This window comes from Acinetobacter sp. 826659 (assembly GCF_000588515.1).
In the GTDB taxonomy this organism is placed as follows: Bacteria; Pseudomonadota; Gammaproteobacteria; order Pseudomonadales; family Moraxellaceae; genus Acinetobacter; species Acinetobacter pittii.
On sequence record NZ_JFYD01000002.1, the window covers coordinates 261,598 to 281,516 of the forward strand.

The 19,919-nt window shown below is 40.3% G+C and carries 27 protein-coding genes; all 27 read left to right on the forward strand.

The genetic code is table 11. The features are described from left to right. Position 1: 1 nt before the first annotated feature. The 27 genes from J663_RS05785 to J663_RS05915 all read left to right on the forward strand — a co-directional run bounded on the left by J663_RS05785 (position 2) and on the right by J663_RS05915 (position 19,900). A complete protein-coding gene (locus J663_RS05785; RefSeq protein WP_033848428.1) occupies positions 2 to 1,324 on the forward strand; it encodes a DUF2213 domain-containing protein in 1,323 nt (440 codons plus the stop codon). 13 nt (positions 1,325 to 1,337) lie between these two features. Beyond that, a complete protein-coding gene (locus J663_RS05790; protein ID WP_033848430.1) occupies positions 1,338 to 1,826 on the forward strand; it encodes a hypothetical protein in 489 nt (162 codons plus the stop codon). Positions 1,827 to 1,887: 61 nt separating this feature from the next. Then, a complete protein-coding gene (locus J663_RS05795) occupies positions 1,888 to 2,916 on the forward strand; it encodes a DUF2184 domain-containing protein (RefSeq protein ID WP_033848431.1) in 1,029 nt (342 codons plus the stop codon). 11 nt (positions 2,917 to 2,927) lie between these two features. Further along, positions 2,928 to 3,326, forward strand: a complete 399-nt coding sequence (locus tag J663_RS05800) for an STY1053 family phage-associated protein (protein WP_033848433.1) — start codon at positions 2,928 to 2,930, stop codon at positions 3,324 to 3,326. Between the two features lie 2 nt (positions 3,327 to 3,328). After that, positions 3,329 to 3,712 (forward strand): DUF4054 domain-containing protein, encoded by a 384-nt coding sequence (locus tag J663_RS05805; protein WP_033848435.1) that lies wholly within the window; start codon positions 3,329 to 3,331, stop codon positions 3,710 to 3,712. After that, on the forward strand, positions 3,709 to 4,188 hold the full coding sequence (locus J663_RS05810) for a hypothetical protein (protein ID WP_033848438.1): 480 nt from the start codon (positions 3,709 to 3,711) through the stop codon (positions 4,186 to 4,188). Before J663_RS05805 ends, J663_RS05810 begins: the two co-directional genes overlap by 4 nt. Next, a complete protein-coding gene (locus tag J663_RS05815) occupies positions 4,189 to 4,560 on the forward strand; it encodes a hypothetical protein (RefSeq protein ID WP_033848441.1) in 372 nt (123 codons plus the stop codon). Between the two features lie 3 nt (positions 4,561 to 4,563). Beyond that, positions 4,564 to 5,103, forward strand: coding sequence for a hypothetical protein (locus J663_RS05820; protein WP_033848443.1), 540 nt, complete (start codon positions 4,564 to 4,566; stop codon positions 5,101 to 5,103). Positions 5,104 to 5,111: 8 nt separating this feature from the next. Continuing rightward, complete coding sequence (locus J663_RS05825) at positions 5,112 to 6,587, forward strand: DUF3383 domain-containing protein (protein WP_033848445.1); 1,476 nt, start codon at positions 5,112 to 5,114, stop codon at positions 6,585 to 6,587. 15 nt (positions 6,588 to 6,602) lie between these two features. After that, positions 6,603 to 7,046, forward strand: coding sequence for a phage structural protein (locus J663_RS05830; protein ID WP_033848448.1), 444 nt, complete (start codon positions 6,603 to 6,605; stop codon positions 7,044 to 7,046). Then, a complete protein-coding gene (locus J663_RS05835; RefSeq protein ID WP_033848450.1) occupies positions 7,046 to 7,510 on the forward strand; it encodes a phage tail assembly chaperone in 465 nt (154 codons plus the stop codon). The genes J663_RS05830 and J663_RS05835 overlap by 1 nt, the downstream gene beginning before the upstream one ends. A 5-nt stretch (positions 7,511 to 7,515) precedes the next feature. Next, positions 7,516 to 7,698, forward strand: a complete 183-nt coding sequence (locus J663_RS05840; protein ID WP_016802831.1) for a DUF6889 family protein — start codon at positions 7,516 to 7,518, stop codon at positions 7,696 to 7,698. A 7-nt stretch (positions 7,699 to 7,705) separates the two neighbouring features. Further along, entirely contained in the window at positions 7,706 to 9,763 is a 2,058-nt protein-coding gene (locus tag J663_RS05845; RefSeq protein ID WP_033848453.1) for a cell wall hydrolase, read from the forward strand. Positions 9,764 to 9,774: 11 nt separating this feature from the next. Next, the gene (locus J663_RS05850; RefSeq protein ID WP_033848455.1) at positions 9,775 to 10,227 is read left to right on the forward strand and encodes a hypothetical protein; all 453 of its coding nucleotides are present in this window, start codon (positions 9,775 to 9,777) and stop codon (positions 10,225 to 10,227) included. Positions 10,228 to 10,270: 43 nt separating this feature from the next. Then, the gene (locus J663_RS05855) at positions 10,271 to 10,660 is read left to right on the forward strand and encodes a hypothetical protein (RefSeq protein ID WP_033848457.1); all 390 of its coding nucleotides are present in this window, start codon (positions 10,271 to 10,273) and stop codon (positions 10,658 to 10,660) included. 136 nt (positions 10,661 to 10,796) lie between these two features. Beyond that, positions 10,797 to 11,240, forward strand: a complete 444-nt coding sequence (locus J663_RS05860; protein WP_033848460.1) for a hypothetical protein — start codon at positions 10,797 to 10,799, stop codon at positions 11,238 to 11,240. A gap of 23 nt (positions 11,241 to 11,263) precedes the next feature. After that, positions 11,264 to 11,635: a hypothetical protein gene (locus tag J663_RS05865; protein ID WP_033848461.1), complete on the forward strand. Its 372-nt coding sequence runs from the start codon at positions 11,264 to 11,266 to the stop codon at positions 11,633 to 11,635. Between the two features lie 80 nt (positions 11,636 to 11,715). Next, a complete protein-coding gene (locus tag J663_RS05870) occupies positions 11,716 to 12,309 on the forward strand; it encodes a phage baseplate protein (RefSeq protein WP_033848463.1) in 594 nt (197 codons plus the stop codon). 1 nt (position 12,310) lies between these two features. Continuing rightward, a complete protein-coding gene (locus tag J663_RS05875; protein ID WP_033848465.1) occupies positions 12,311 to 12,604 on the forward strand; it encodes a phage baseplate plug family protein in 294 nt (97 codons plus the stop codon). After that, positions 12,605 to 13,564 carry a phage protein gene (locus J663_RS05880; protein WP_033848467.1) on the forward strand — a complete coding sequence of 320 codons (960 nt, stop codon included), beginning with the start codon at positions 12,605 to 12,607 and terminating at the stop codon, positions 13,562 to 13,564. A 1-nt stretch (position 13,565) separates the two neighbouring features. Continuing rightward, positions 13,566 to 14,228, forward strand: coding sequence for a Gp138 family membrane-puncturing spike protein (locus J663_RS05885; RefSeq protein WP_033848469.1), 663 nt, complete (start codon positions 13,566 to 13,568; stop codon positions 14,226 to 14,228). Between the two features lie 34 nt (positions 14,229 to 14,262). Further along, positions 14,263 to 14,616: a hypothetical protein gene (locus tag J663_RS05890; RefSeq protein WP_033848471.1), complete on the forward strand. Its 354-nt coding sequence runs from the start codon at positions 14,263 to 14,265 to the stop codon at positions 14,614 to 14,616. Positions 14,617 to 14,618: 2 nt separating this feature from the next. Then, positions 14,619 to 15,803, forward strand: a complete 1,185-nt coding sequence (locus tag J663_RS05895) for a baseplate J/gp47 family protein (protein WP_033848473.1) — start codon at positions 14,619 to 14,621, stop codon at positions 15,801 to 15,803. Then, complete coding sequence (locus J663_RS05900; protein ID WP_033848474.1) at positions 15,803 to 16,393, forward strand: DUF2612 domain-containing protein; 591 nt, start codon at positions 15,803 to 15,805, stop codon at positions 16,391 to 16,393. Before J663_RS05895 ends, J663_RS05900 begins: the two co-directional genes overlap by 1 nt. Further along, complete coding sequence (locus J663_RS05905) at positions 16,386 to 16,994, forward strand: autotransporter outer membrane beta-barrel domain-containing protein (RefSeq protein WP_033848475.1); 609 nt, start codon at positions 16,386 to 16,388, stop codon at positions 16,992 to 16,994. The genes J663_RS05900 and J663_RS05905 overlap by 8 nt, the downstream gene beginning before the upstream one ends. Positions 16,995 to 17,057: 63 nt before the next feature. Beyond that, positions 17,058 to 18,950: a sialidase family protein gene (locus J663_RS05910; RefSeq protein ID WP_033848476.1), complete on the forward strand. Its 1,893-nt coding sequence runs from the start codon at positions 17,058 to 17,060 to the stop codon at positions 18,948 to 18,950. Further along, positions 18,950 to 19,900: a hypothetical protein gene (locus tag J663_RS05915; protein WP_033848478.1), complete on the forward strand. Its 951-nt coding sequence runs from the start codon at positions 18,950 to 18,952 to the stop codon at positions 19,898 to 19,900. Before J663_RS05910 ends, J663_RS05915 begins: the two co-directional genes overlap by 1 nt. Positions 19,901 to 19,919 lie beyond the last annotated feature (19 nt).

The following is a 19,919-nucleotide window of genomic DNA, read 5'->3' on the forward strand; positions in this document are numbered from 1 at the left end:
CATGTTTAAAAGCAAAAAAGTTAAGGGCAAAAAAACAGTAGATCGGTCCAACATTTATACATCAGGGCAAATTGGCCGTACCCGTGAAATTACGCCTGAAGGGTACTTGCTTTGCCGTGATGTTCGCTTAGCCCGTACTGGTATTTTGATTTATGGCGATGGAGAGGTGCCAGTCAAAGCAGACAATACAGGCTTAATTCAAATTTATCGTGGAGAAGAAGTTCTATTTTCTCCAACTACAATTTCCAGTGGTGAAGGTAAACCAGTCACAAATGATCATCCAGATGATTGGGTATCACCTGAAAACTGGAAAATTTTTTCTGGAGGTTCTGGCCACAACATCCATCGAGGTGAAGGAGAAGATGCTGAGTATTTGATGGGTGACTTATTGGTTATGGATAAGGAAGCAATTGATGCTGTCATGGCTGGAAAAGTAGAAATTTCCCTAGGTTACGATGCTGAATATACAGAGGTCAGCCCGGGCAAAGGGGTTCAGAGCAATATTGTGATTAATCATATTGCATTAGTTGATAAAGGGCGATGCGGTTCTCGCTGCTCGATTGGAGATAGTTTTATGACGACCAAGGTCAAAAAGAAAAAACTCAGTTTTGCTGACCGTATCCGTAATTTGGTGAAAACTGGTGATGCAGACGAAGCTGAAAAAATAGCTAAAGCTGTAGAAGATGAAGAGCTTGAAATCCCTACAGAGGATGAAGAGACTGGCGAAGTGGATGAAGGTAAAACTAGCGACGCCCTCAGTCTTCAAATTCTAAAAAAGCTAAACACTATGGATGCTCGTTTAGATAAATTGGAAAAGAAAAAAACCAAAGATTCCGAAAAGGAAGAAACTGAAGACGAAGAAGAGGGCGAAGACGGGAAAGAAACCAAAGACGATATTTTGGAAGCTGAAGAAGCTGCAAAGTTATCTGAAAATGGTGTTCAGTCTTACACTGGGGATTCCCTTCAAGAAATTCGCTCCAGAGCTGAAATCCTTGTGCCGGGTATTAGCTTACCGACCATGGATGCCAAAACAGCAGACGTTGGCAAAGTTGCTTTAGGTGTTAAACGTACGGCGCTAAAACAAGCGTATCAGGACCCTAAAGTAAAGCAGACAATTGATTTATTCACTAGTGGAAAATCTGATTTTGATGCTATGCCACAAGCAACAATTGACGCGGCTTTTACTGGAGCTGCTGAGTTAATCAAATCACAAAACAATGCCAAGGGATTCCGTTCAGGTGTTTCAACTAAAGACTTTGGCCGTCAACCATTAACAATCGACCAGATCAATGAGCGTAACCGCGCTTACTGGAACAAAAAATAAGGATTAATTAATTATGGGTAATGCTTATCTATATCGTATGCCATCAGGCATTCCGGGTGATGTGTCTCGTAAATCGCACTCAACTATTGAGTCACACCCTATTGGCTCTCAATTTGCTGCATTTGGTTTGTTCGGGAAGATTGACCCAGCTACAAGTAAATTTGTGGCTTTAGAGGCTGCTGATACCGTAGCTAAAATTTACGGTCTTTTGGTGCGTGCTTATCCAACACAGTCAGCACAGAATGAGCTGGGCAAAGCGGTACCTTTAGCTACTGGTATTACTGATGTTCTGCGCCGTGGTTATATGACGGTTAAATGTAATGCTGGAACAGCTGCTAAAGGCGGCACTGTCTACGTGCGTATCGGAGCTGGTACAGAAGCTAAGCCAGTTGGCGGTATTGAGGCTGTGGCTGATGGGGCAAATTCAATTGCATTACCAAGTGCAATATTTATGCATGCTGCAGATGCTCAAGGCAATGTAGAAATTTCATACAACATCTAAAAATTTAAATTAAGACACGGCTCGCTATAGGCGGGGTTTTTTTGTCTGGAGAAAACACGATATGAGTAAATTACTCTTAGCTACAAACATGGCAGCAGCTGTAGCGTTGGGAACAACAGCAATGCCGGTACGTGCGCGGACGCGTGACCAGATGATGACATTTGATGCACGTACTGTTGATAGTACTGGCTCATTCTTAGTTGGGGAATTGGAGCGTTTAGACCAAACGATTCATGATCCATTGGCTGATGTTACATGGTCACGCGATATTGATTTGCGCTCAGACGTATCTATTGCGGATGAAACATCATCATTTACTAATAGTGCCTTTGCTGCTGCTGGCGGGCCTTCTCCGGGTGGTAAAGCTTGGGTAGGTAAAGATGCGGATGCAATTCAAGGGATTGCATTGGATATTGGTAAAACCGCACAGCCTTTAACACTTTGGGCTATGCAAATTGGCTGGACAATTCCAGAACTGGAGTCAGCCATCAAAGTAGGCCGACCAGTTGATACTCAAAAATATTCAGGTCTACTGTTAAAACACAATATGGATGTTGATGAGCAGGTCTATATCGGTGACAGCATGCTTGGTGTTGAGGGCCTGCTTAACTCGTCAAAAGTAGGAGCTACTAACGTTGGCACCTCATGGGCAACAGCTACCGTTCAAGAAATTCTTGATGATGTAAACCTTATCCTGAATAACGCATGGATCGCATCGGCATTTGCAGTGGTGCCTGACAAGTTGCTATTGCCTCCAGTTCAGTTTGGCTACCTTGTTTCACGAGTGGTTTCTGATGCAGGTAATATCTCAATCCTTGAGTACTTGAAGCTTAATTCACTATGTAACGCCAAAAATGGCCGTCCTTTAGATATTCAACCTTCTAAATGGTGTGTTGGTCGTGGAGCTGGTGGTACAGACCGTATGCTTGCTTATACACAAGCACAGCATCGTGTTCGCTTCCCAATGGTGCCTTTACAGCGCACTCCAATTGAATATCGCGATTTACGTCAATTGACTACCTATTTTGGTCGTCTTGGTGTTGTTGAGTGGGTTTACCCTGAAACAGCGTATTACGGTGATGGGCTATAAGGATCTAGACAATGAGTAAAAAAGTACAAATTCTGCTTTCAAAACAATTGACCGTGAATCTAGGTAAAGATGAAAACGGTAATCCACGCACTTTAAAGCTAGAAGCTGGTTTGCAAGAGGTTGATCCAGAAATTGCTGATCATTGGTTTGTAAAAGCCCACGCTCAGGAAATTCCTTCAAATGCGGCATACACCAATGAGCTTGAAGGCTTGATCAAGGAAAGGGATGACGAAATTGCAGCAATGCAAATCCAACTTGATAAAGCCACAGAGCAAATTGATAAACATGCTGGTGAGATCAAGGAAAAGGATAAGGAGATTAATGATCTTAAAGTCCTTTTGGCTAAAGCTCAGCAAGAACAGTCTTCACCTGACGAAAAAGCTAAAGAACTAGCAGCAAAGGCTAAGTAACCATGTTAGATGAATCAACCTTTCGGCAGAACATGCCGGAGTTTGCGGATACTGCGCGGTATCCGTCTAGCCAGTTCAACTTTTATTTGAACTTGGGTAAAAAGCTCTTGCCTGAAGATCGTTGGGTTGATTTCTACGATGAAGGCTTGAGTTTTTTTATTGCTCACTATTTGGCTTTATTTGCCCGTAACGCTGCATTAGCTACGGTTGGTGCTGCTGGTAAGGTTGTAGGAAATGAAACGGCCAAGGCGGTTGATGGTGTTTCTAAATCAATGGATGTTTCAGGGATTCTTTATCCTGATGCAGGATATTGGAACCAGACAAGCTACGGCATTCAGTTCTTTATGTTGATCCAGATAGTTGGCGCTGGAGGGTTTCAGCTTTGAGTGTAAAAGTTACAGGGGAAGGATTAGCAGGCATATTTGAGGCTATTCAGGTTCTAACCCAACATGAAGTGTTAATCGGTATTCCACACGGTGAAACTAGATCTGATGCAGATATGACTAATGCACAGCTTGGGTATTTACATGAAAGTGGATCACCAGCAATGAATTTGCCTGCCCGTCCTTTTCTTGTACCGGGTGTAGAGGCAGTAAACGATCTAACGGCAAAGCAATTAACCAAAGCTGCTGATGAGGGCTTGAAAGGTAATTTGGCTGGAGTTAATAGATTCTTACACATAGCGGGCATGACTGCCCAAAACAGTGTTCGGCGCTATATAACGACTGCGGCTTTCACCCCTTTGTCTCAAGCTACCATTAATGCACGTCTCCGGGCTGGTAAAACCAGAACAAAACCATTGATTGATACTGGTCAATTACGTAATTCAATTACTTACGTAATCCGAAAAAAGGGGGAATAGATGCCATTTCTAGATGTATCGGATGTGCTGCAGGATCCTGATTTTATGTCCAGTGGTCTGATTTGTAAGCGAACAGCTGTAATTGTTGGTAGCAATGGTCGTGCTCAAACAACTATCACCAATCACACCTTTAATGCTGTGGTAACAACCAATAATGGTTTTCAGTTAGATCGAAAGCCAGACGGTACCATTATTAAGGGTGCAATCAATATTCATACTCAATTTGTACTTATTCCGGGTGATCAAGATCATCAAGCGGATGAGATTACATGGCAAGGTAAAAACTATATTGTTCATCAAGTTTTATCTAATACGCAGTATGGGAACGGCTTTATTAAAGCTATCTGTATCCTGAAACCAGTCACAGGCTAAATCATGAATACATCCGCAACAGGTGGTTATTTATCACCTGATGGTGGAACTGTGCCTAATGACCAGACTTTAGAAGATATTTTGCAAGAGTTTATCCATTCGATTACGGGTATCGCTGGTGAATATGTTCGCCCTCGCTTTCAAATCATCCCGCCCTCTATACCAGAGGTCGGTACTGATTGGGTAACGTTCGGAGTTCAAAACCAACTGTCTGACGATGGGCCTTACTTCTCCCAAAATCAGGAAAATCTTAAATCTGTCCGTCACGAAGATTTTGAGGTTTTCCTTTCTTTTTATGGGAACAACGGCCAGCACTTTGCAAAGTTATTTATCGATGGTTGTGCCATTCCACAAAATATATCGCAGCTTAAAGAGCATCAAATCAAATATATCGGAATTGGGCGGGTTACTACTGCGCCTGATCTTATCAATGAACAGTATGTCCACCGTTTTGATGTTGTCGCAAATTTTAGACGCAAGACAGCTAGGACATATCCAATTCTTCCTCTTTTAGACACCTCTGGGATTAATACCCAGACTTAGGAGTAACCATGACATTGTCCACCTCTGATGTTGTTAATGTCTCCATTAGTTTGGCGGCGTTAGCAGCGGGGCCGCGTAGCTTTGGCTCTTTGCTTGTATTGGGGGCTACCGATGGTGTAGTAGATCCAGTTGAGCGTTTACGTGAATATTCAGATCCAACGCCAGTAGCATTAGATTTTGGAACTGATGCACCAGAATACAAAGCGGCACAAAAGTACTTTGGGCAAGTGCCTAAACCTCGAGTTTTATATATTGGCCGTTGGGTTAAGGCTGCAAGTTCGGCCGTTTTAAAAGGTGCTGTTCTATCCTCAGCCCAGCGAGATATTGCAAACTTCACAGCTATTTCTGATGGTTCGATGAAAATCACCATTGATAGTGTTGAAAAAATTGTCACTGCATTGAATCTATCAGCTGTGACCAATTTAAATGGTGTAGCTTCGGCATTAACCGCAAAGCTCGGAACCGCTTCAGTAACTTGGAACGATGTATACAATCGCTTTGAAATAACATCATTAACCACTGGTACCACATCAACGATTTCTTACGCTATTGCCAATGCAACTGGCACAGATGTTTCGTCATTGATGGGCTTAACAGTTGGTCATGCATCGGTACCAGTGAATGGTTATGCTGCAGAACCTTTAATGGATGCGATTACCCATTTAGCTGACAAATCCCTTAAATGGTATGGATTAGATATCGCTGAGCCAATCTCGGACGCTGATGTTGAGGAAGTAGGAGATTTTATTCTTGCTGCAAATCCACCACGTATTTATGGCCAGACAATTACAAACGCATTAGCTTTGGATGGTACCAGCACAACTGATCTGGCTTATAAGCTCAGCAAAGCCAACAATGGCCGAGTATTCACAATCTTTTCTGGTGATACCCCACATGCAGCCGCTTCGGTATTTGGACGAGCATTTAGCGTCAACTTTAATGGCACAAATACAACCATTACATTGAAGTTTAAGCAGCTACCGGGTGTAGAAGCTGAAGACTTGCAAGTCTCACAAGCGAAAGCGCTTAAAGATAAAAACTGTAATGTCTTTGCTGGATACAACAATGACACGGCCATTTTACAAGAAGGCGTTATGTGTGATGGCTCATTCATTGATGAGCGTCATGGTCTTGATTGGTTGCAAAACCATTTAGAAACAGCACTGTGGAATCTTTTTTACACCACACCAACCAAAGTTCCACAGCTAGAAAGTGGCGTAAATCGTCAATGTACGGTGCTTGAGCGAGCATTAGAGCAAGCAGTAACGAACGGGCTTATTGGCCCCGGTCAATGGAATGGTGATTCTTTTGGGGCCTTAGAAACTGGTGACTATCTTCCAAAAGGATATTACGTCTTTGCCAATAGTTTAGATGATCAAGCTCAATCTGAACGTGAGGCGCGTAAATCCCCAGTATTCCAAATCGCAATCAAATTGGCTGGGGCAACACATTTCTCTGATGTGCTTGTGTCTGTTAATCGATAATAAGGACAAGAAAATATGTCTACATATTCATTTATGGATACTCAGTGCACTCTCGCCAGTGATGATGGGGTAATTGACCTAGGTTACGGTGCGGGCGTTGCAGATGAAGGTATTACCATCGCGATGGCTGGCGATGCTAACACCATGACTATTGGCGCTGATGGTGAAGGGATGCATTCATTAAGTGCCAATAAGTCTGGCACTGTGACTGTACGATTATTAAAAACATCGCCAGTTAATGCCAAGCTCTCCAATCTTTACCACATTCAACGCTCAAGCACGAAAAAGTGGGGTAAGAACACTATCACACTGAACCATACCGGATCTGGTGACAATGCGACCGCCACGAAATGTGCTTTTAAGAAACATGCTGATCTAGCTTATAAGACAGTCGGAGACTTTAACGAGTGGGCTTTTGATGCAATTAAGATCGATCAAAAGTTAGGAGCTTATGACTAATGCAAATTGGTAATCATAATTACGAAATTGGCCGCTTAGATGCTTTTGATCAATTTCACGTATCCCGAAAAATTGCACCTATTGTTCCTACGATTGTTCCCTTCATGACTGAGATCCTGAAAAGTAATGTAATGGATCTCTTAGATAAGTTTGGGGATGATCCCGATAACCCAGATCTAAGCGCTTTAGAAGATTTTGATCTAAATAGTTTTGGTGAGGCGATTCAGCCTTTTATTGATGCATTTGCGAAGATGCCCGAAGAAGATGCTAACTACATTATGAAAAAGTGCTTATCTGTCGTTACACGCGACGGTGCACGATTAGTAGTTAAAGATGCTTTGATGTTCGATAACTTAGGTATCGAGCACATCCTCCCGCTAACAATTGCAGTGATTCGTATTAACTTGGGAAATTTTATTCAAGGGTTGCTTACTCAGGCATTGAGCAAGAAACAACCCACATAAAATTTATGCATTTACCAGACCACGAAGATTGGCTTTTACGGCCGGTGATTCGTGGTCTTTGTCGTTTTGAGTCTTTAAAAGATGGAACTGTAGATCTAGCTGATATTGCATTGATGAACGATGCATTAGATGTGCAGGCAGATAACCAGCTTTTACTTGAAAGATTTAACGATCAAAAGAAAGGTTGAGATAAACATGAGCGATACAGTTATTCGTGATTTCTTAGTGTCCTTGGGTTTTTCTACGGATAACGAAGGCGCTAGAAAAATGGGCGATGCCCTCAAAGGGGTGGAGCTAAAAGCTACATTACTACATAAAACACTTTTGCTTTTGGCAACAGGTGCAGTTGTGGCAGTAGCAAAGACAGCAAGCGAACTCGATAAGCTGTATTACTCATCTCAACGTATTGGCGCATCTGCTTCAAATATTAGAGCCTACGGTGATGCAATCTCACAAATGGGTGGTAATGCTCAAAATGCATTACAGTCGCTTGAGAACGTAGCACAGAAAATGCGTAATTCACCCGGTTATGAAGGCATGCTTACAGGCATGGGAGTTGCTACCCGTGATGGTAATGGCCAGTTACGTGACCGTGTGGAAGTAATGAAAGACCTTTCAAAGACTATGAAAGGCATGGATTATTACCAAGCAAACGCTTACGCCAGTTCACTAGGTATTGATGAAAATACTCTTATGGCCATGCGTGATGATAAGTTCATCAGCAATATGGAGAAATACCAGAAATTACGGCAGGACGTTGGTTTAACTGATGAGCTAACTAAATCTGGTACAGAGTTCATGTTTCAGTTCCGTGATATTACGATGACAACTAAGGCAATCACTGAAGTTGTTGTAATGACCGCAGGGCAGGCACTTATACCCATCCTCAAGATGATTAATAACTTCTTGCGAAGTGCTATTGCTTGGTTCGCTGAACTAGATCCACGGTTTAAAGCAATTCTGGCCACTGGTTTAAAGTTTGCTTTGCTCGCAGTGATCTTTGGCGGTTTTATTGGAACGATTGCTAAATTGGCCTCAGTATTGCCAATGTTGAAAGGGCTACTTTTCCTGATCAAGTCGTTACGTTTAGCTTTCTTGGCTTCACCTATCGGTATTGTATTAGCACTTGCCGCTGCTATTGCTGCATTGTGGGATGACTACCAAACTTGGAAAAATGGTGGTGAAAGTCTTATCGATTGGTCTAAATGGGAGGGTGGCATTGAAACGGCAATTGCACGTATTAAAGAATTAGCCGAGTTAATCAAAAACTTAAAAGATAGAACTGTAGAGTTTGTTATAAAGGCAATTGATGATCCAGCAGGAACCGCAAAAGAAACTGTTGCAGCAGTAACTGAAGCTGCTAAAACTGGTGCAGCTGCTGTAGTCAACGCTACAAAAAACACAGTGAGTAATATTAAAAATACTGTGAATAGCACTAAAACAGGAAGAACACTTCAACTTTCTCAACAAGATATCGATGACCTAATTAAAGTAACTTCAACTGAAGTGGTTGCTTCTCTCAAAGGTGAGGCATTTACCAAACAAACACATGGTGTAGTAGATACAATTCTAAACCGTGTGGCATCAGGTAAGTGGGGTGAATCAGTTCGAGATGTTGCAAATGCACGAAGGCAGTTTACTAAGATTACAGGGCCAAAATCCTACAAAACTAAGTCTGGTAAGGTTATTAAGTTAAATCCGTATGGCTCAGTGCAAAACATGCCTTTAAAAGATGTAAATCCTAAGGTCCGTGCGGAAGTACTAAGTTATCTTGAGAGAAGGGCGAATGGTCAAGAATCCAGTGTAGGTGAACATTTGAATTATGCTAATCCCTATGTTTCAGATAAGAAAAATAGGGATGCATGGGTTGATGCATTTTATGAAAAATCCAAAAAAGATGGTTTGGTGTTTGGGTCTGGAAAAAATGTACATGGCCATGGGACGACTAAGGATTTGATTAAATACAAGCCAAAGCCTTTTTCTATTGCTATCTTAGGCGGGAGCAGTTCGAATATTAATGATCTAAATAATTTCAATATTCGAAATACATCGGCACTTGATAATAATCCTCATAAAGATCAAGTTAATGCTGTAAACTCTAAAACTTCAAACGTTACAATTTATCAAAGCCATAAAACCCAGATGACTATTAATGGCGCCAATAATCCATATGAAACAGCTAATATGGTGAAACGACATAATGAAAATACAATGGTTCAAATGGCTAGAAATGCTAAGAGTATTGTGTCTTAAAAAGAGGGTATATGAAGTATTTACTTTTAATGTCTTGTTTATTGCTGCCAATTTCTTCGATGGCAGCACCATCACCTTATGCTGAAAATACATTTGGTCGAATGCCTCATAAAGATATTATGAGACTAAATAAAGATGCTTGTGAAGTTGAAGGGAATGCAACAGGAGATACAGCCAGTATTGAAGAATGTATTGATTATCAAGAAAAAGCATTCGATAAACTTGTTGAGATATACAATAGACATGACATAACTGCACCTTCATGGGGATTATGTATTGGTCAATCACATATTCATCCATCATTTAATTACGTGATTATGCTTGGTTGTATGAAAGTGGTTAAAGACATTTGTAAGGAGACAAAAGACGGTAAATGGGAAAATCCAAATCTATGTATGAAAAGTATAGAATCTGGAGCATGGATTAATAATCCAAAAGTATATCAACCATACAATCCTCAATAAAAATTTTGAAAGCATAAATTTAATAAGAAACGGATTATTTTCCATGAAAACTATTACTTGTTTACTTAGTTCTCTTCTCATTTCTGCCTCAGCACTTGCACATGAAAATCCTGACCGTATAGGGAAGTGTTTTGTAGTGGATGGGAAGAATATTACTAAAGGATGTATTATTTCATCTGGTGGCGGTGCGGGTGGGATGTATACGCTTCTTACAATTGGTGAGAAAGAATACTTAATTGAAGAGTCAACCATGAATCCTGATAGTGAAGATAGATCTATCTCCATGGGGGGTGACTCAGATGAGCTATTGGAAGCTAAAGAGTACTACCGTGATAAGAAGACTAAGAAAGAGCTCAAGGAATATAAAGAAGGAGCTTGGCTTTGTTATAAGCAAGTGAGTGGCAAGATGGATGCTTGCTATAGGTCTAGATGAATTTTTTTTAAAAAAACTTAACTAAATGAAAAAAATATGAAAATTATTTAATTAGATCTGAAGATTAAAGAAAACCATATACCGCAAATCAACAATACTTTATAATAATTAAAATTATTATTTTTAGGGAGGGGTTATGAGTGCAGTTAAAAAAGACTTAAATAAAACTTATAAGCTCAAAGACTCTACTGAATCAACTGGGCCTCGATATCGCACCCTTAGGCAAGCTAGTAAAAAAACGAGATTCGATGCGCGTGCTAGAGCCGATTTTTCTTATTCTATCGCAGGGACTACAGTAAATCATCGTGTCGGCGTAAGTCAAATTATTAGAATTCGGCTTTTTAAAATTGCTGAAGCTTTAATATCACCCTTAAAACTTTCTGAAGTTAAAATTACTCAAGTTAAGTCTGACAGTTCAGAATCTTTCTTTTTATATAGTTCAACATTTTCAATAGAAACTGCATTAGATTTAAATGAAAAAATGAATGATGAGCTAATTAAATTATTAGATACTTTTGAGTTTGAAGAACTTTTAAAGTGTTCAGTGATTTTTACGGCAGAGAACTTAGAACGAAAATAAGGTTATATTAATAAGGTTATATTGTGGATAGTATTGAGTTTTTAGACTTTTGCAAAAAAATTAAAGCAATTCAACCAATTGGGGAAGTTGAATATAGACAAATTGTTGGCCGTAGTTATTATTGTGCTTATCACAAAGTAAAAGATAAGGCTTTATCTTTGGGTATGCCTGTCGATGCTTATCAAGGTGGGACACATATTACTCTTACTAAAACTCTTGAAAGTTTCAAACCGGCCTCACCAAAGTTAAAAGGGATAGCATTTAGACTGAGAGACTTTCATAAAAGACGAATTCTTGCCGATTATCATTTAGATATGTGTATTTCGGAAGTTATGGCAGAAGAAGCCTTGCGAAGTTGTGAAAAAATACTTGAAGAATTAAGTTATTTTAAATAAATCCTTTAAAGATAGTTTTTATTAGAGAAAATACTTATTAACCCTGCAATTGCAGGGTTTTTTAACGCCCGGAGAAAAGCATGGCTATCACTGAAACAGTTGGCTCCCTCTTACTTGGTGGTCATCGTTCAATAATGGGTTTATTTGCTGATGTGGTGATTGAAGAAAATCATTCTGATGAACTTGTTATTACTGAGCATCCTGTGGAAAAGGGTTCACCGATTTCTGACCACTGCTATAAAGCACCGCCCGAGGTAACAATGAAAATCGGATGGTCCGAAAGTGCTGGCAGAATGAATGGACTTATAGGTAATACGTTTATCGGTTCTGATTTGTCTCTACTAGGGATCTACCAAGGATTACAGGCTTTACAAGGTCAGCGTCTCGTTATCTCTACGGGGAAACGGCTTTATACGGATATGCTCATTAAGTCTTTAAAAAACGTCACAGAGGAGACTTCCGAAAATGCATTAATGATCGATATTGTTTTTAAGAAAGTTTTTATTTCTACCACTAAAGAAACATTAGTTTCTATTGCTGATCAGAAGAATCCAGAAGTTACCTCTGATGTGGTTGACTCGGGATCGAAACAGCCTAAACAAGTTGAACAGTCTATGTTGTCTCAAATCACTGGTTTGGGTCAGGTTGGCGGTGCTTACACGGTAGGGCTTTAATATGGCTTTGTATGAAATTCCTTTGCTCGATCGCAACCAAAAGTTTTTTATCAAACTGAACAAGGTGAATTACCAACTCAAGCTTGTTTTTCGAAAACGATGGTACCTAGATATTTTTCAAACTAATTCAGAGCCTGTTGCCTTAGGTATTCCTTTAGTCTCAGGTATCGATATTTTAAGCCCTTTTAGTCATGTAATTAGCGGCTCAATGTACGTTCAAAACCTCAATGAAGATGAGAGCCAATCATTTAGTGATTTAGGTACCAACATAAAACTATTTTGGCAGGATCCTTAAATGACTGAACAATGGAAGCGAAATTGCCGGCTAACCGTCCAGCTTAAATATGGGGAGCCAGAGGCATTGGATTTATCTGAAATGCGGATTGTATTTCGTATTAATCAACCTACAGCTGAAACACCCAAAGCAGCGGAGTTTTATATCTATAACTTATCAGTCGATACCATGAACCGGCTTGCTGGCGAGGATAATTCCAACGTGGGGGCAATGGTGTCTTTTGAGGCTGGTTACGGTGAAGAGTTGGCCACAATTTTTAAAGGTTCAACATTCCAATATCGCCGTGGACGAGAAAGCCCGACAGATACCTTTTTATGCATTCTGGCTCAGTCTGGTGATAAAGCTAAAAACTATGCGTTGGTTAATAAAACCATTGCAGCTGGTACCTCAGTCGATCAAGTCAAGAATGAGCTCGCAAAAGAGTATCAAGCGAATGGAGTGGAAACAGGCGAACTGCCACAGCTTAGTGATCAGAAATATGTCCGCGGCAAAGTAATGTTCGGGTCATTAGACGACCAGATCAGACAGTTTTGCAAAGACACAAATACCGAGTACTTCATTGACGATGAATACTTATACATGGTTGGTATCAGTAGCTTTTTACTTGACTCAGTTTTTGAAATGGATGCCAGCTCGGGCATGATTGGAATGCCTCAACTCACAACAGAGGGGCTAATGGTGAATTGCTTGCTCAATCCACAATTGCGCCGTGGTGGGCGAATTCATGTTGATACGACAAGCATTCAAACTCAGGCTTTTGATATTGATTATCAAAGTCAGGGAGTTGACCAGCCGCAGAAAGATCTTAAAACAGCTGGTGGCATTAATGGGATTTACATCATTAAAGCGGTCGAGCATTACGGCGATACACGCGGCGATGATTGGTATACAAGCACAGTTTCAGTTGGTCAGGGTGCTGTAGTTCCTAAATCGGGTATTACAATTACGGCGGTGGATTGATATGGCTTTAAGTAATAACGAAAGATCGCCTCATTTACTCAACATAATTAATGATGCGATTAAATCAGCCTTGGCCGTAGTCTGGACCAATCTTCCTTGTATTGTTGAATCTTATGATCCAGATAAACAAACAGTATCTGTTACCCCAGCTATTCAAATACCTGTTATGCGTGAAGATGGTTCAATGGATTTAGTGGATCTACCATTAATACCAGATGTGCCTGTGTGCTGGCCTAAGGCTGGAGGATTTGCTTTAACATTTCCAGTTAAGCGGGGTGATGAGTGTCTAGTACATTTCTCATCTAGATGTATTGATTTGTGGTGGCAAAACGGTGGTATTCAGCCACCATTTGAAAACCGTAAACATGATCTATCTGATGGCTTCGCTACTTTTGCGCCGCAATCTCAGCCCAAACGTTTAAAGAGTGTGGCCACTGATGCAGTTGAATTAAGAAATGATGCCGGTAATGCCAAGATCCGGATTAATGATGCTGGCGAATTAGAGTTTTTCGGTACCAAGGCATCTTTTAATTGCCCAGTTGAAATGAAAGAAGGATTAAGTGTCTTAGGGGCGTTAAAAAATAACGATATAGATGTTGGCTCTAGCCATGGCCATACGAAAGTACAACCAGGTAATGGTGAATCTGGTCCACCAAAACCATAAATAAATGAGGGGTCGCTGAAAGGCGGCTTTTTTTATGCGCTATAGAAAGCTAGATGATGATGGGGATTATAGCTTTGGCCAAGGTCAAAACAATTTCCATATAAATACACCTGATGGTGTAGCGCAGGCGGTAAAGACTCGCCTTAAATTTTGGGTAGGTGAATGGTTTGCTGATACTTCCGACGGCACCGGATGGACTACGGACGTTTTAGGGAAATTCACCGACCATTTGTTTGAGCTCATGATTCGACAGCGCATTTTAAGTACTCAGGGTGTTTTAAGAGTCGATTCGTTTGATAGTCAATTTGATGGTGAGACACGAAAGCTATCGATTCAATCAACCATTACAACGATTTACGGTTCAGCCAGTTTACAAGGGGAGATTTAAAGATGGCATTAACTAGCATAGCCCCTGTAATTAATCAGTATGGTGCTACAGCTGCAACTTATAGTGAAATTGTCGAGTATTTAAAGGATAAATACCGAGGAATTTACGGCCAAGATGTTTACTTGGAAAACGATAGTCAAGACGGTCAATGGATTGGTGTTATCGCACGTGCAATTGCTGACTGTAATGCTGAAGTTATAAATGCTTATAACTCTATGTCACCGAGTACCGCTGATACTGATGCGCTCTCTCGCAATGTAAAGATTAACGGTATTCGCCGTGCAGTGGCTACACAATCAAGTGTTTCGGTGGTGTTGGTCGGTGTTGCTGGCACAATCATTAATAACGGTATTGTGAGCGACAAAAATAATAATCGTTGGTTATTGCCGGCACAGATTATTATCCCAACTGAAGGGGAAATTGTTGTATCTGCTATAGCTGAAAAAGCTGGAGCAATTCTAGCGCTGCCCAATGCTGTTACTACTATTTCAACACCAACACGTGGTTGGCAATCCGTAAACAATCCTCAGGCATCTACTTTAGGTGCTCCGGTCGAAAGCAATACTAAATTACGTCAACGCCAAGCATTATCAACGGCCATTCCTTCGCGTTCTTATACAGAGGGGATTTTAGGAGCTCTATTTAGTCTTGATGGTGTGAGCCGTTGTAAGGTTTATGAAAATCAAAAATCATTTAATGATCCGCTAGGCTTGCCGCCAAACTCGTTGGCCGTTGTCGTAGCGGGGGGAGATGATCAATTGATTGCTGAGACGATTCGAGTAAAGAAGGCACCCGGTTGTGATCTGTACGGAAATACAACTGTGATTCGTCCAACTGTATACGGTGATCCTGTCTCCATCGAGTATTGGCGACCTATTCAGAAGTCTATTGGTATCCGTTTTGAATTAACGACTAATTCAGATTACACAGTAGATATTGGGGAGCAAATAAAGAGCGCTTCAGCTGACTACATTAACCAGCTCGATATTGGCGACCGTATTGCAATTAATAAGCTGTATGTACCAGCAGGCTTATACGGCGCATTAGATGCAAGGTCTTATGAAATAGAAAGCCTTCAATTAACTGTAGATGGTGTACCGATAGAAGGTGATTACACCTTAGCTTTTAACGCCGTGGCCTATTGTGATTCAGACAATATCGAGATCAGTGTTGCCGGAGGTGGTTAATGCAAACAGATGATTACTTGAATCTGATCATTAATGAACACCGATCTAAACCAAACTTTAATAAGACGGTCAAAGTATCGATTGAGCCGATTATTGATTGCATGAACGTGCTGCAAAGCATGAATGAAAAGTTTGATTTAGATACAGCAAGTGGGGATCAATTAAACATCTTAGCCGAATGGGTGGGAGCTCCAACTGTTGTACCTGACATTGTGCCACTTCCTTTTTTTGGATTTGAGGGGCAACCAGAGTCACTAACATTTGGTGAGACGGATGATCCTGATATTGGCGGCTTTTGGCGTGAATCAGGTGTAAGCAGTTACCGTGGCCAAAGTATCCCACCTCAAAAATTACCCTCTGTAGTGAAAGCAAAGATTTTGCTTAATAACTGCGATTGCACACTGGATGAAGCATTTGAAATCTGCAAGTTATTGACTGATGTGCCTTTCAAATTAAAGGACAACAGAGATATGACTGTCACGTTTGAATTTCTTGCTGAGTTTCAACCCATAGATAAAGAACTAGTTCGCTTGTTGTTTCCCTTACCAAGCGGAGTTGAGCTAATTTTTTCGGATGAAGTAGATGGATAAGCTAGAAGAATTTAGCCTGAATGGGCCAAAAAATACCGATGGGTTAACTTTATTGAGCGGTTTCCCATCAAATAAAAAGCCAGCTCGTCAATGGTTCAATTGGTTATTCAATTCACTAACCAAAAAGATCAATGAAATTATTGATGGCAAGCTAGATGCAGGTGCTAATGCGGTTTCTGCAGCAAAATTAGAAACAGGTCGAAAGATAAACATAACTGGTGTAGTAAATGGTAGCGGTACTTTCGATGGCTCTCAGGACATCACGATTAATACGATTGGTGGTGGAACATTGGGCGAGAAAGCAATCGCAATTATCCGTCTTAATGGTGCAAGTTTTGATTTAGTCAAAAGCCGTGGATTTGCTTCAGTTGCCAATATGGGGGGCGGTCAAATCGAATTTACTTTGACAGAAGATGCGCCTGATACAGATTATGGGGTTGTTTGTACTGGAACGAGTAATCGTGCTGATGCGGTCAGCTTACAAGAACGTGAAGACTTTGCCCGGACATTAACAAAGTTTCGCTTAATGGGCGCATTTGGTGGCGATAACACCCAAGGTGCTTATACTCCCAAAATATGTACTGTAGTCGTCTATTACTAAACTTATTAAATTATTTATCTAACCGCCTTCTGGCGGTTTTTTGTTGCGTGGAGATCCTAAAAGATGGCAACAAACTGGAATGCTGTATTGGCAAATGTAAACAACGCTGCTGATATTTTATCTATCTTACGAAAAGTGCTTGGCCAACTTGATGGCAAAGTCGATTTAACTAAAATCGATGAAATTATTTCTGATTTAGACTCCATGAAAATTGGGGTAGACACTGCTTTAAGCGATGTACTTTCAGCGCTTGTAGACTTTGACAATGCTTCACAAGAAGCACTTCAGCAAGTTATTCAGTCAGGCTTAATTGAAGGATTCGCAACAGAAGCCGAGCTTTTAGCTACTCGCCCAACTGTATTAAAAAAATATGCCAAAGCTGAAGATACAAAAGTTATTTGGTTTTGGAATAAGCCAGAGGGAGCGCCAGATGGTAATTACTGGATTAAAACTGGTTTAAGTGAGTTAGACCAATCAAAGATATATACAGATGAAAAAACTAACGAAGTAGAAAGCACCACTAAGGACTTTGCTACAAATGCAGCACTAATTGCTGCAGGAAATTTGAGTAAAACTGGCTCAAAAAATCTAATAGACTTTCATGATAAAAATGGTGATATCCCCGCGGCTTTAAATGAATTTGGAGAGTTCGAAGCCCAAGATTTTAAAAATGAACATGGTAGCTTTAATACAGTTGTTCAAAGTATTACGCGCCAGTCTTTAAGTGACTTCACTCATATTGATTACGATGCAGATGGAAATATCATATTTGGAATGAAGAAAGATGGTTCATTTACTACAGCCAACCCATCTTTAAAGTATGGATTATCTGACTTACGTGCTGGTTCTGTCCCTGCATCTGAAATTCAAGCTCTCGGCATTGCGTTAGATCAGAACGCAACTGAAAATGATATACCTTATGTGTTTGAAGTCGAAGTGAGTCCATATCAAGCTGATGGCACTCAAGCACAACGCATGTCTACAGCTATCAAGATTGGTCCTAATAAGCTGTATGTAGTATTCACGCAATTTAGCACTTATAACAGTGATCAACAGGATGGACGTTTAGTTGCTCGAACAGTTGATTATGATCTGGTTGCTAAAACAGCTATAGTTTCTGAAACAATTCCTATAATTGGAAATAAGACTGGAAATAACTTTCGTCACCCCCATTTGATCCGACTTAAAGATCGAATTCTTTTAATTTTTAATGGAAATACCCCTGACCTATGGGTCTATGAGTCATTTGATAACTGCACTACTTGGCAACTAAAAACTCAAATTGATACCACTTCAATAGCACAGATGCCATGGGCCTTAGCTCTTGATTCAGTTGTACGAATTGAAGAAGGACCTTTTGCTGGTCGAATAGTTGCTGCACTATTTTATTACGCAGCTAATTCTAGAATTGGAACTGTCTACAGTGATGATAATGGTGTTACATGGAAACGTGGCTCAATAATTAATAGTGCTGATTACTTCCCAACATATTCAACATTGAATGAAATGTCACTCGCTTGTGATGCACATAATGACTTGATTTTTGCAATTCGAAATGAATCCACCTCCGCAGAATCTAGATATATCATTTTCGCAAAATCTACAGATGGTGGGCATTCCTTCCACTTCTTTAACCAGAATATTAAAACTCCGACTGTGGGGGTGCAAATTGGAATGAAACAAATTGCTCCCAATTCATTTGGAGGAGGCATTCCAAAAATTATTGCAACGCATCCGGTAGGTAATAACCGCACCCAATTCATTTTGCGTGCTTCTTATGATGGCTGCCAATCTTGGGCATACGACTATAAGCCTTGGCCAATGACTGAAATCGTTGGTTACTCTTCATTAATCCCACTATCTGCAAAAGATTTTGCGCTCGTTGTAGAGAAGGGGCCGATGTTAAAAGAACAATCAGTTGCTATTAAATTTCTAAATTTGAAGGAGATTATGTAATGTCTACAGCGATTAAAAGTAATGAGGTTTATGCTGGAAACAAAGTGCTTCCAAATGTTGTAGACCTCATTACAGAAACCTCAGAACGGACAGAATTCTTAAGAAAACTTCTAGCAAATATCGGTGGTGATACTTCCTATATAACAGATCAAAATTCAGATGAGATCTTCGATAAGTTAGTTAATCACCGGAAACGTGTAGTTGAGGATGGCGGACAGGTCTTATCAATGGCTAATGTTGCTAGGGCATTGGTTTTTGCAAAGAAAAGCAATCTTAGTTCAGATTTGTGTTCAGCTTATAGCCCAGACTTCGGTATCAAAACCAACGGATCAAGTGTTGTTAAAATTTATGACTTAAATGGTCGAGATTGCGAATTAATAGCTGGATCTTTAGAAAGAGCGGTGGATGGTAAGCTAAATGTCGTAAAGAATTTAATAACAACAACTATGATTTCCAAAGTCAATTCAATAGCAGGCGGCCCTGGTATGATCCTTGGCGTTTGTGTTCATGATGAAGATGCTGGAAGTTCAACTTCCCAAACAGTAAGAGGCATGTATATGTCTGATAACGCTAATGCTAGTGGAGCTGGGTTGGGATATCTCGAAACAAATAAAGGAGGGCTTTCAAGACTTTATTATAAACGCCAAGTTGATGGGATAATAACAAATTTACCTTATGACCAGATTTCGAATTATAAAAAATTCTCTGGATTAGTTGGTTATATGTCAAATATAGAAACGACTAAAGGGGTTCCAAGAGTCGAAATTTACGAAAATGGGGTGCTTAAAGCTGGTGCCGATGCGCCACAAAAAGATCTCTCATTAATTCCGATTTACCCTGTCATTTCTATGCTATCCCTAAATTCATTATTTAGTGAAAGCTGGCTTATAAAGTCCACATCACAAGCATTGGCTTTATCTTTAAGTAATTACTTAAATAAAAGTATTTAAAGACATACATTTCAGGCAC

Bases quoted from the DNA above. Each gene is read 5' to 3' on its own strand.
- J663_RS05915 (WP_033848478.1), top strand. From the start codon at position 18,950: ATGTCTACAGCGATTAAAAGTAATGAGGTTTATGCTGGAAACAAAGTG.
- J663_RS05815 (WP_033848441.1), top strand. From the start codon at position 4,189: ATGCCATTTCTAGATGTATCGGATGTGCTGCAGGATCCTGATTTTATG.
- J663_RS05825 (WP_033848445.1), top strand. From the start codon at position 5,112: ATGACATTGTCCACCTCTGATGTTGTTAATGTCTCCATTAGTTTGGCG.
- J663_RS05890 (WP_033848471.1), top strand. From the start codon at position 14,263: ATGCGCTATAGAAAGCTAGATGATGATGGGGATTATAGCTTTGGCCAA.
- J663_RS05855 (WP_033848457.1), top strand. From the start codon at position 10,271: ATGAAAACTATTACTTGTTTACTTAGTTCTCTTCTCATTTCTGCCTCA.
- J663_RS05830 (WP_033848448.1), top strand. From the start codon at position 6,603: ATGTCTACATATTCATTTATGGATACTCAGTGCACTCTCGCCAGTGAT.
- J663_RS05905 (WP_033848475.1), top strand. From the start codon at position 16,386: ATGGATAAGCTAGAAGAATTTAGCCTGAATGGGCCAAAAAATACCGAT.
- J663_RS05835 (WP_033848450.1), top strand. From the start codon at position 7,046: ATGCAAATTGGTAATCATAATTACGAAATTGGCCGCTTAGATGCTTTT.
- J663_RS05880 (WP_033848467.1), top strand. From the start codon at position 12,605: ATGACTGAACAATGGAAGCGAAATTGCCGGCTAACCGTCCAGCTTAAA.
- J663_RS05860 (WP_033848460.1), top strand. From the start codon at position 10,797: ATGAGTGCAGTTAAAAAAGACTTAAATAAAACTTATAAGCTCAAAGAC.
- J663_RS05820 (WP_033848443.1), top strand. From the start codon at position 4,564: ATGAATACATCCGCAACAGGTGGTTATTTATCACCTGATGGTGGAACT.
- J663_RS05805 (WP_033848435.1), top strand. From the start codon at position 3,329: ATGTTAGATGAATCAACCTTTCGGCAGAACATGCCGGAGTTTGCGGAT.
- J663_RS05875 (WP_033848465.1), top strand. From the start codon at position 12,311: ATGGCTTTGTATGAAATTCCTTTGCTCGATCGCAACCAAAAGTTTTTT.
- J663_RS05800 (WP_033848433.1), top strand. From the start codon at position 2,928: ATGAGTAAAAAAGTACAAATTCTGCTTTCAAAACAATTGACCGTGAAT.
- J663_RS05895 (WP_033848473.1), top strand. From the start codon at position 14,619: ATGGCATTAACTAGCATAGCCCCTGTAATTAATCAGTATGGTGCTACA.
- J663_RS05785 (WP_033848428.1), top strand. From the start codon at position 2: ATGTTTAAAAGCAAAAAAGTTAAGGGCAAAAAAACAGTAGATCGGTCC.
- J663_RS05845 (WP_033848453.1), top strand. From the start codon at position 7,706: ATGAGCGATACAGTTATTCGTGATTTCTTAGTGTCCTTGGGTTTTTCT.
- J663_RS05900 (WP_033848474.1), top strand. From the start codon at position 15,803: ATGCAAACAGATGATTACTTGAATCTGATCATTAATGAACACCGATCT.
- J663_RS05885 (WP_033848469.1), top strand. From the start codon at position 13,566: ATGGCTTTAAGTAATAACGAAAGATCGCCTCATTTACTCAACATAATT.
- J663_RS05870 (WP_033848463.1), top strand. From the start codon at position 11,716: ATGGCTATCACTGAAACAGTTGGCTCCCTCTTACTTGGTGGTCATCGT.
- J663_RS05790 (WP_033848430.1), top strand. From the start codon at position 1,338: ATGGGTAATGCTTATCTATATCGTATGCCATCAGGCATTCCGGGTGAT.
- J663_RS05850 (WP_033848455.1), top strand. From the start codon at position 9,775: ATGAAGTATTTACTTTTAATGTCTTGTTTATTGCTGCCAATTTCTTCG.
- J663_RS05795 (WP_033848431.1), top strand. From the start codon at position 1,888: ATGAGTAAATTACTCTTAGCTACAAACATGGCAGCAGCTGTAGCGTTG.
- J663_RS05840 (WP_016802831.1), top strand. From the start codon at position 7,516: ATGCATTTACCAGACCACGAAGATTGGCTTTTACGGCCGGTGATTCGT.
- J663_RS05910 (WP_033848476.1), top strand. From the start codon at position 17,058: ATGGCAACAAACTGGAATGCTGTATTGGCAAATGTAAACAACGCTGCT.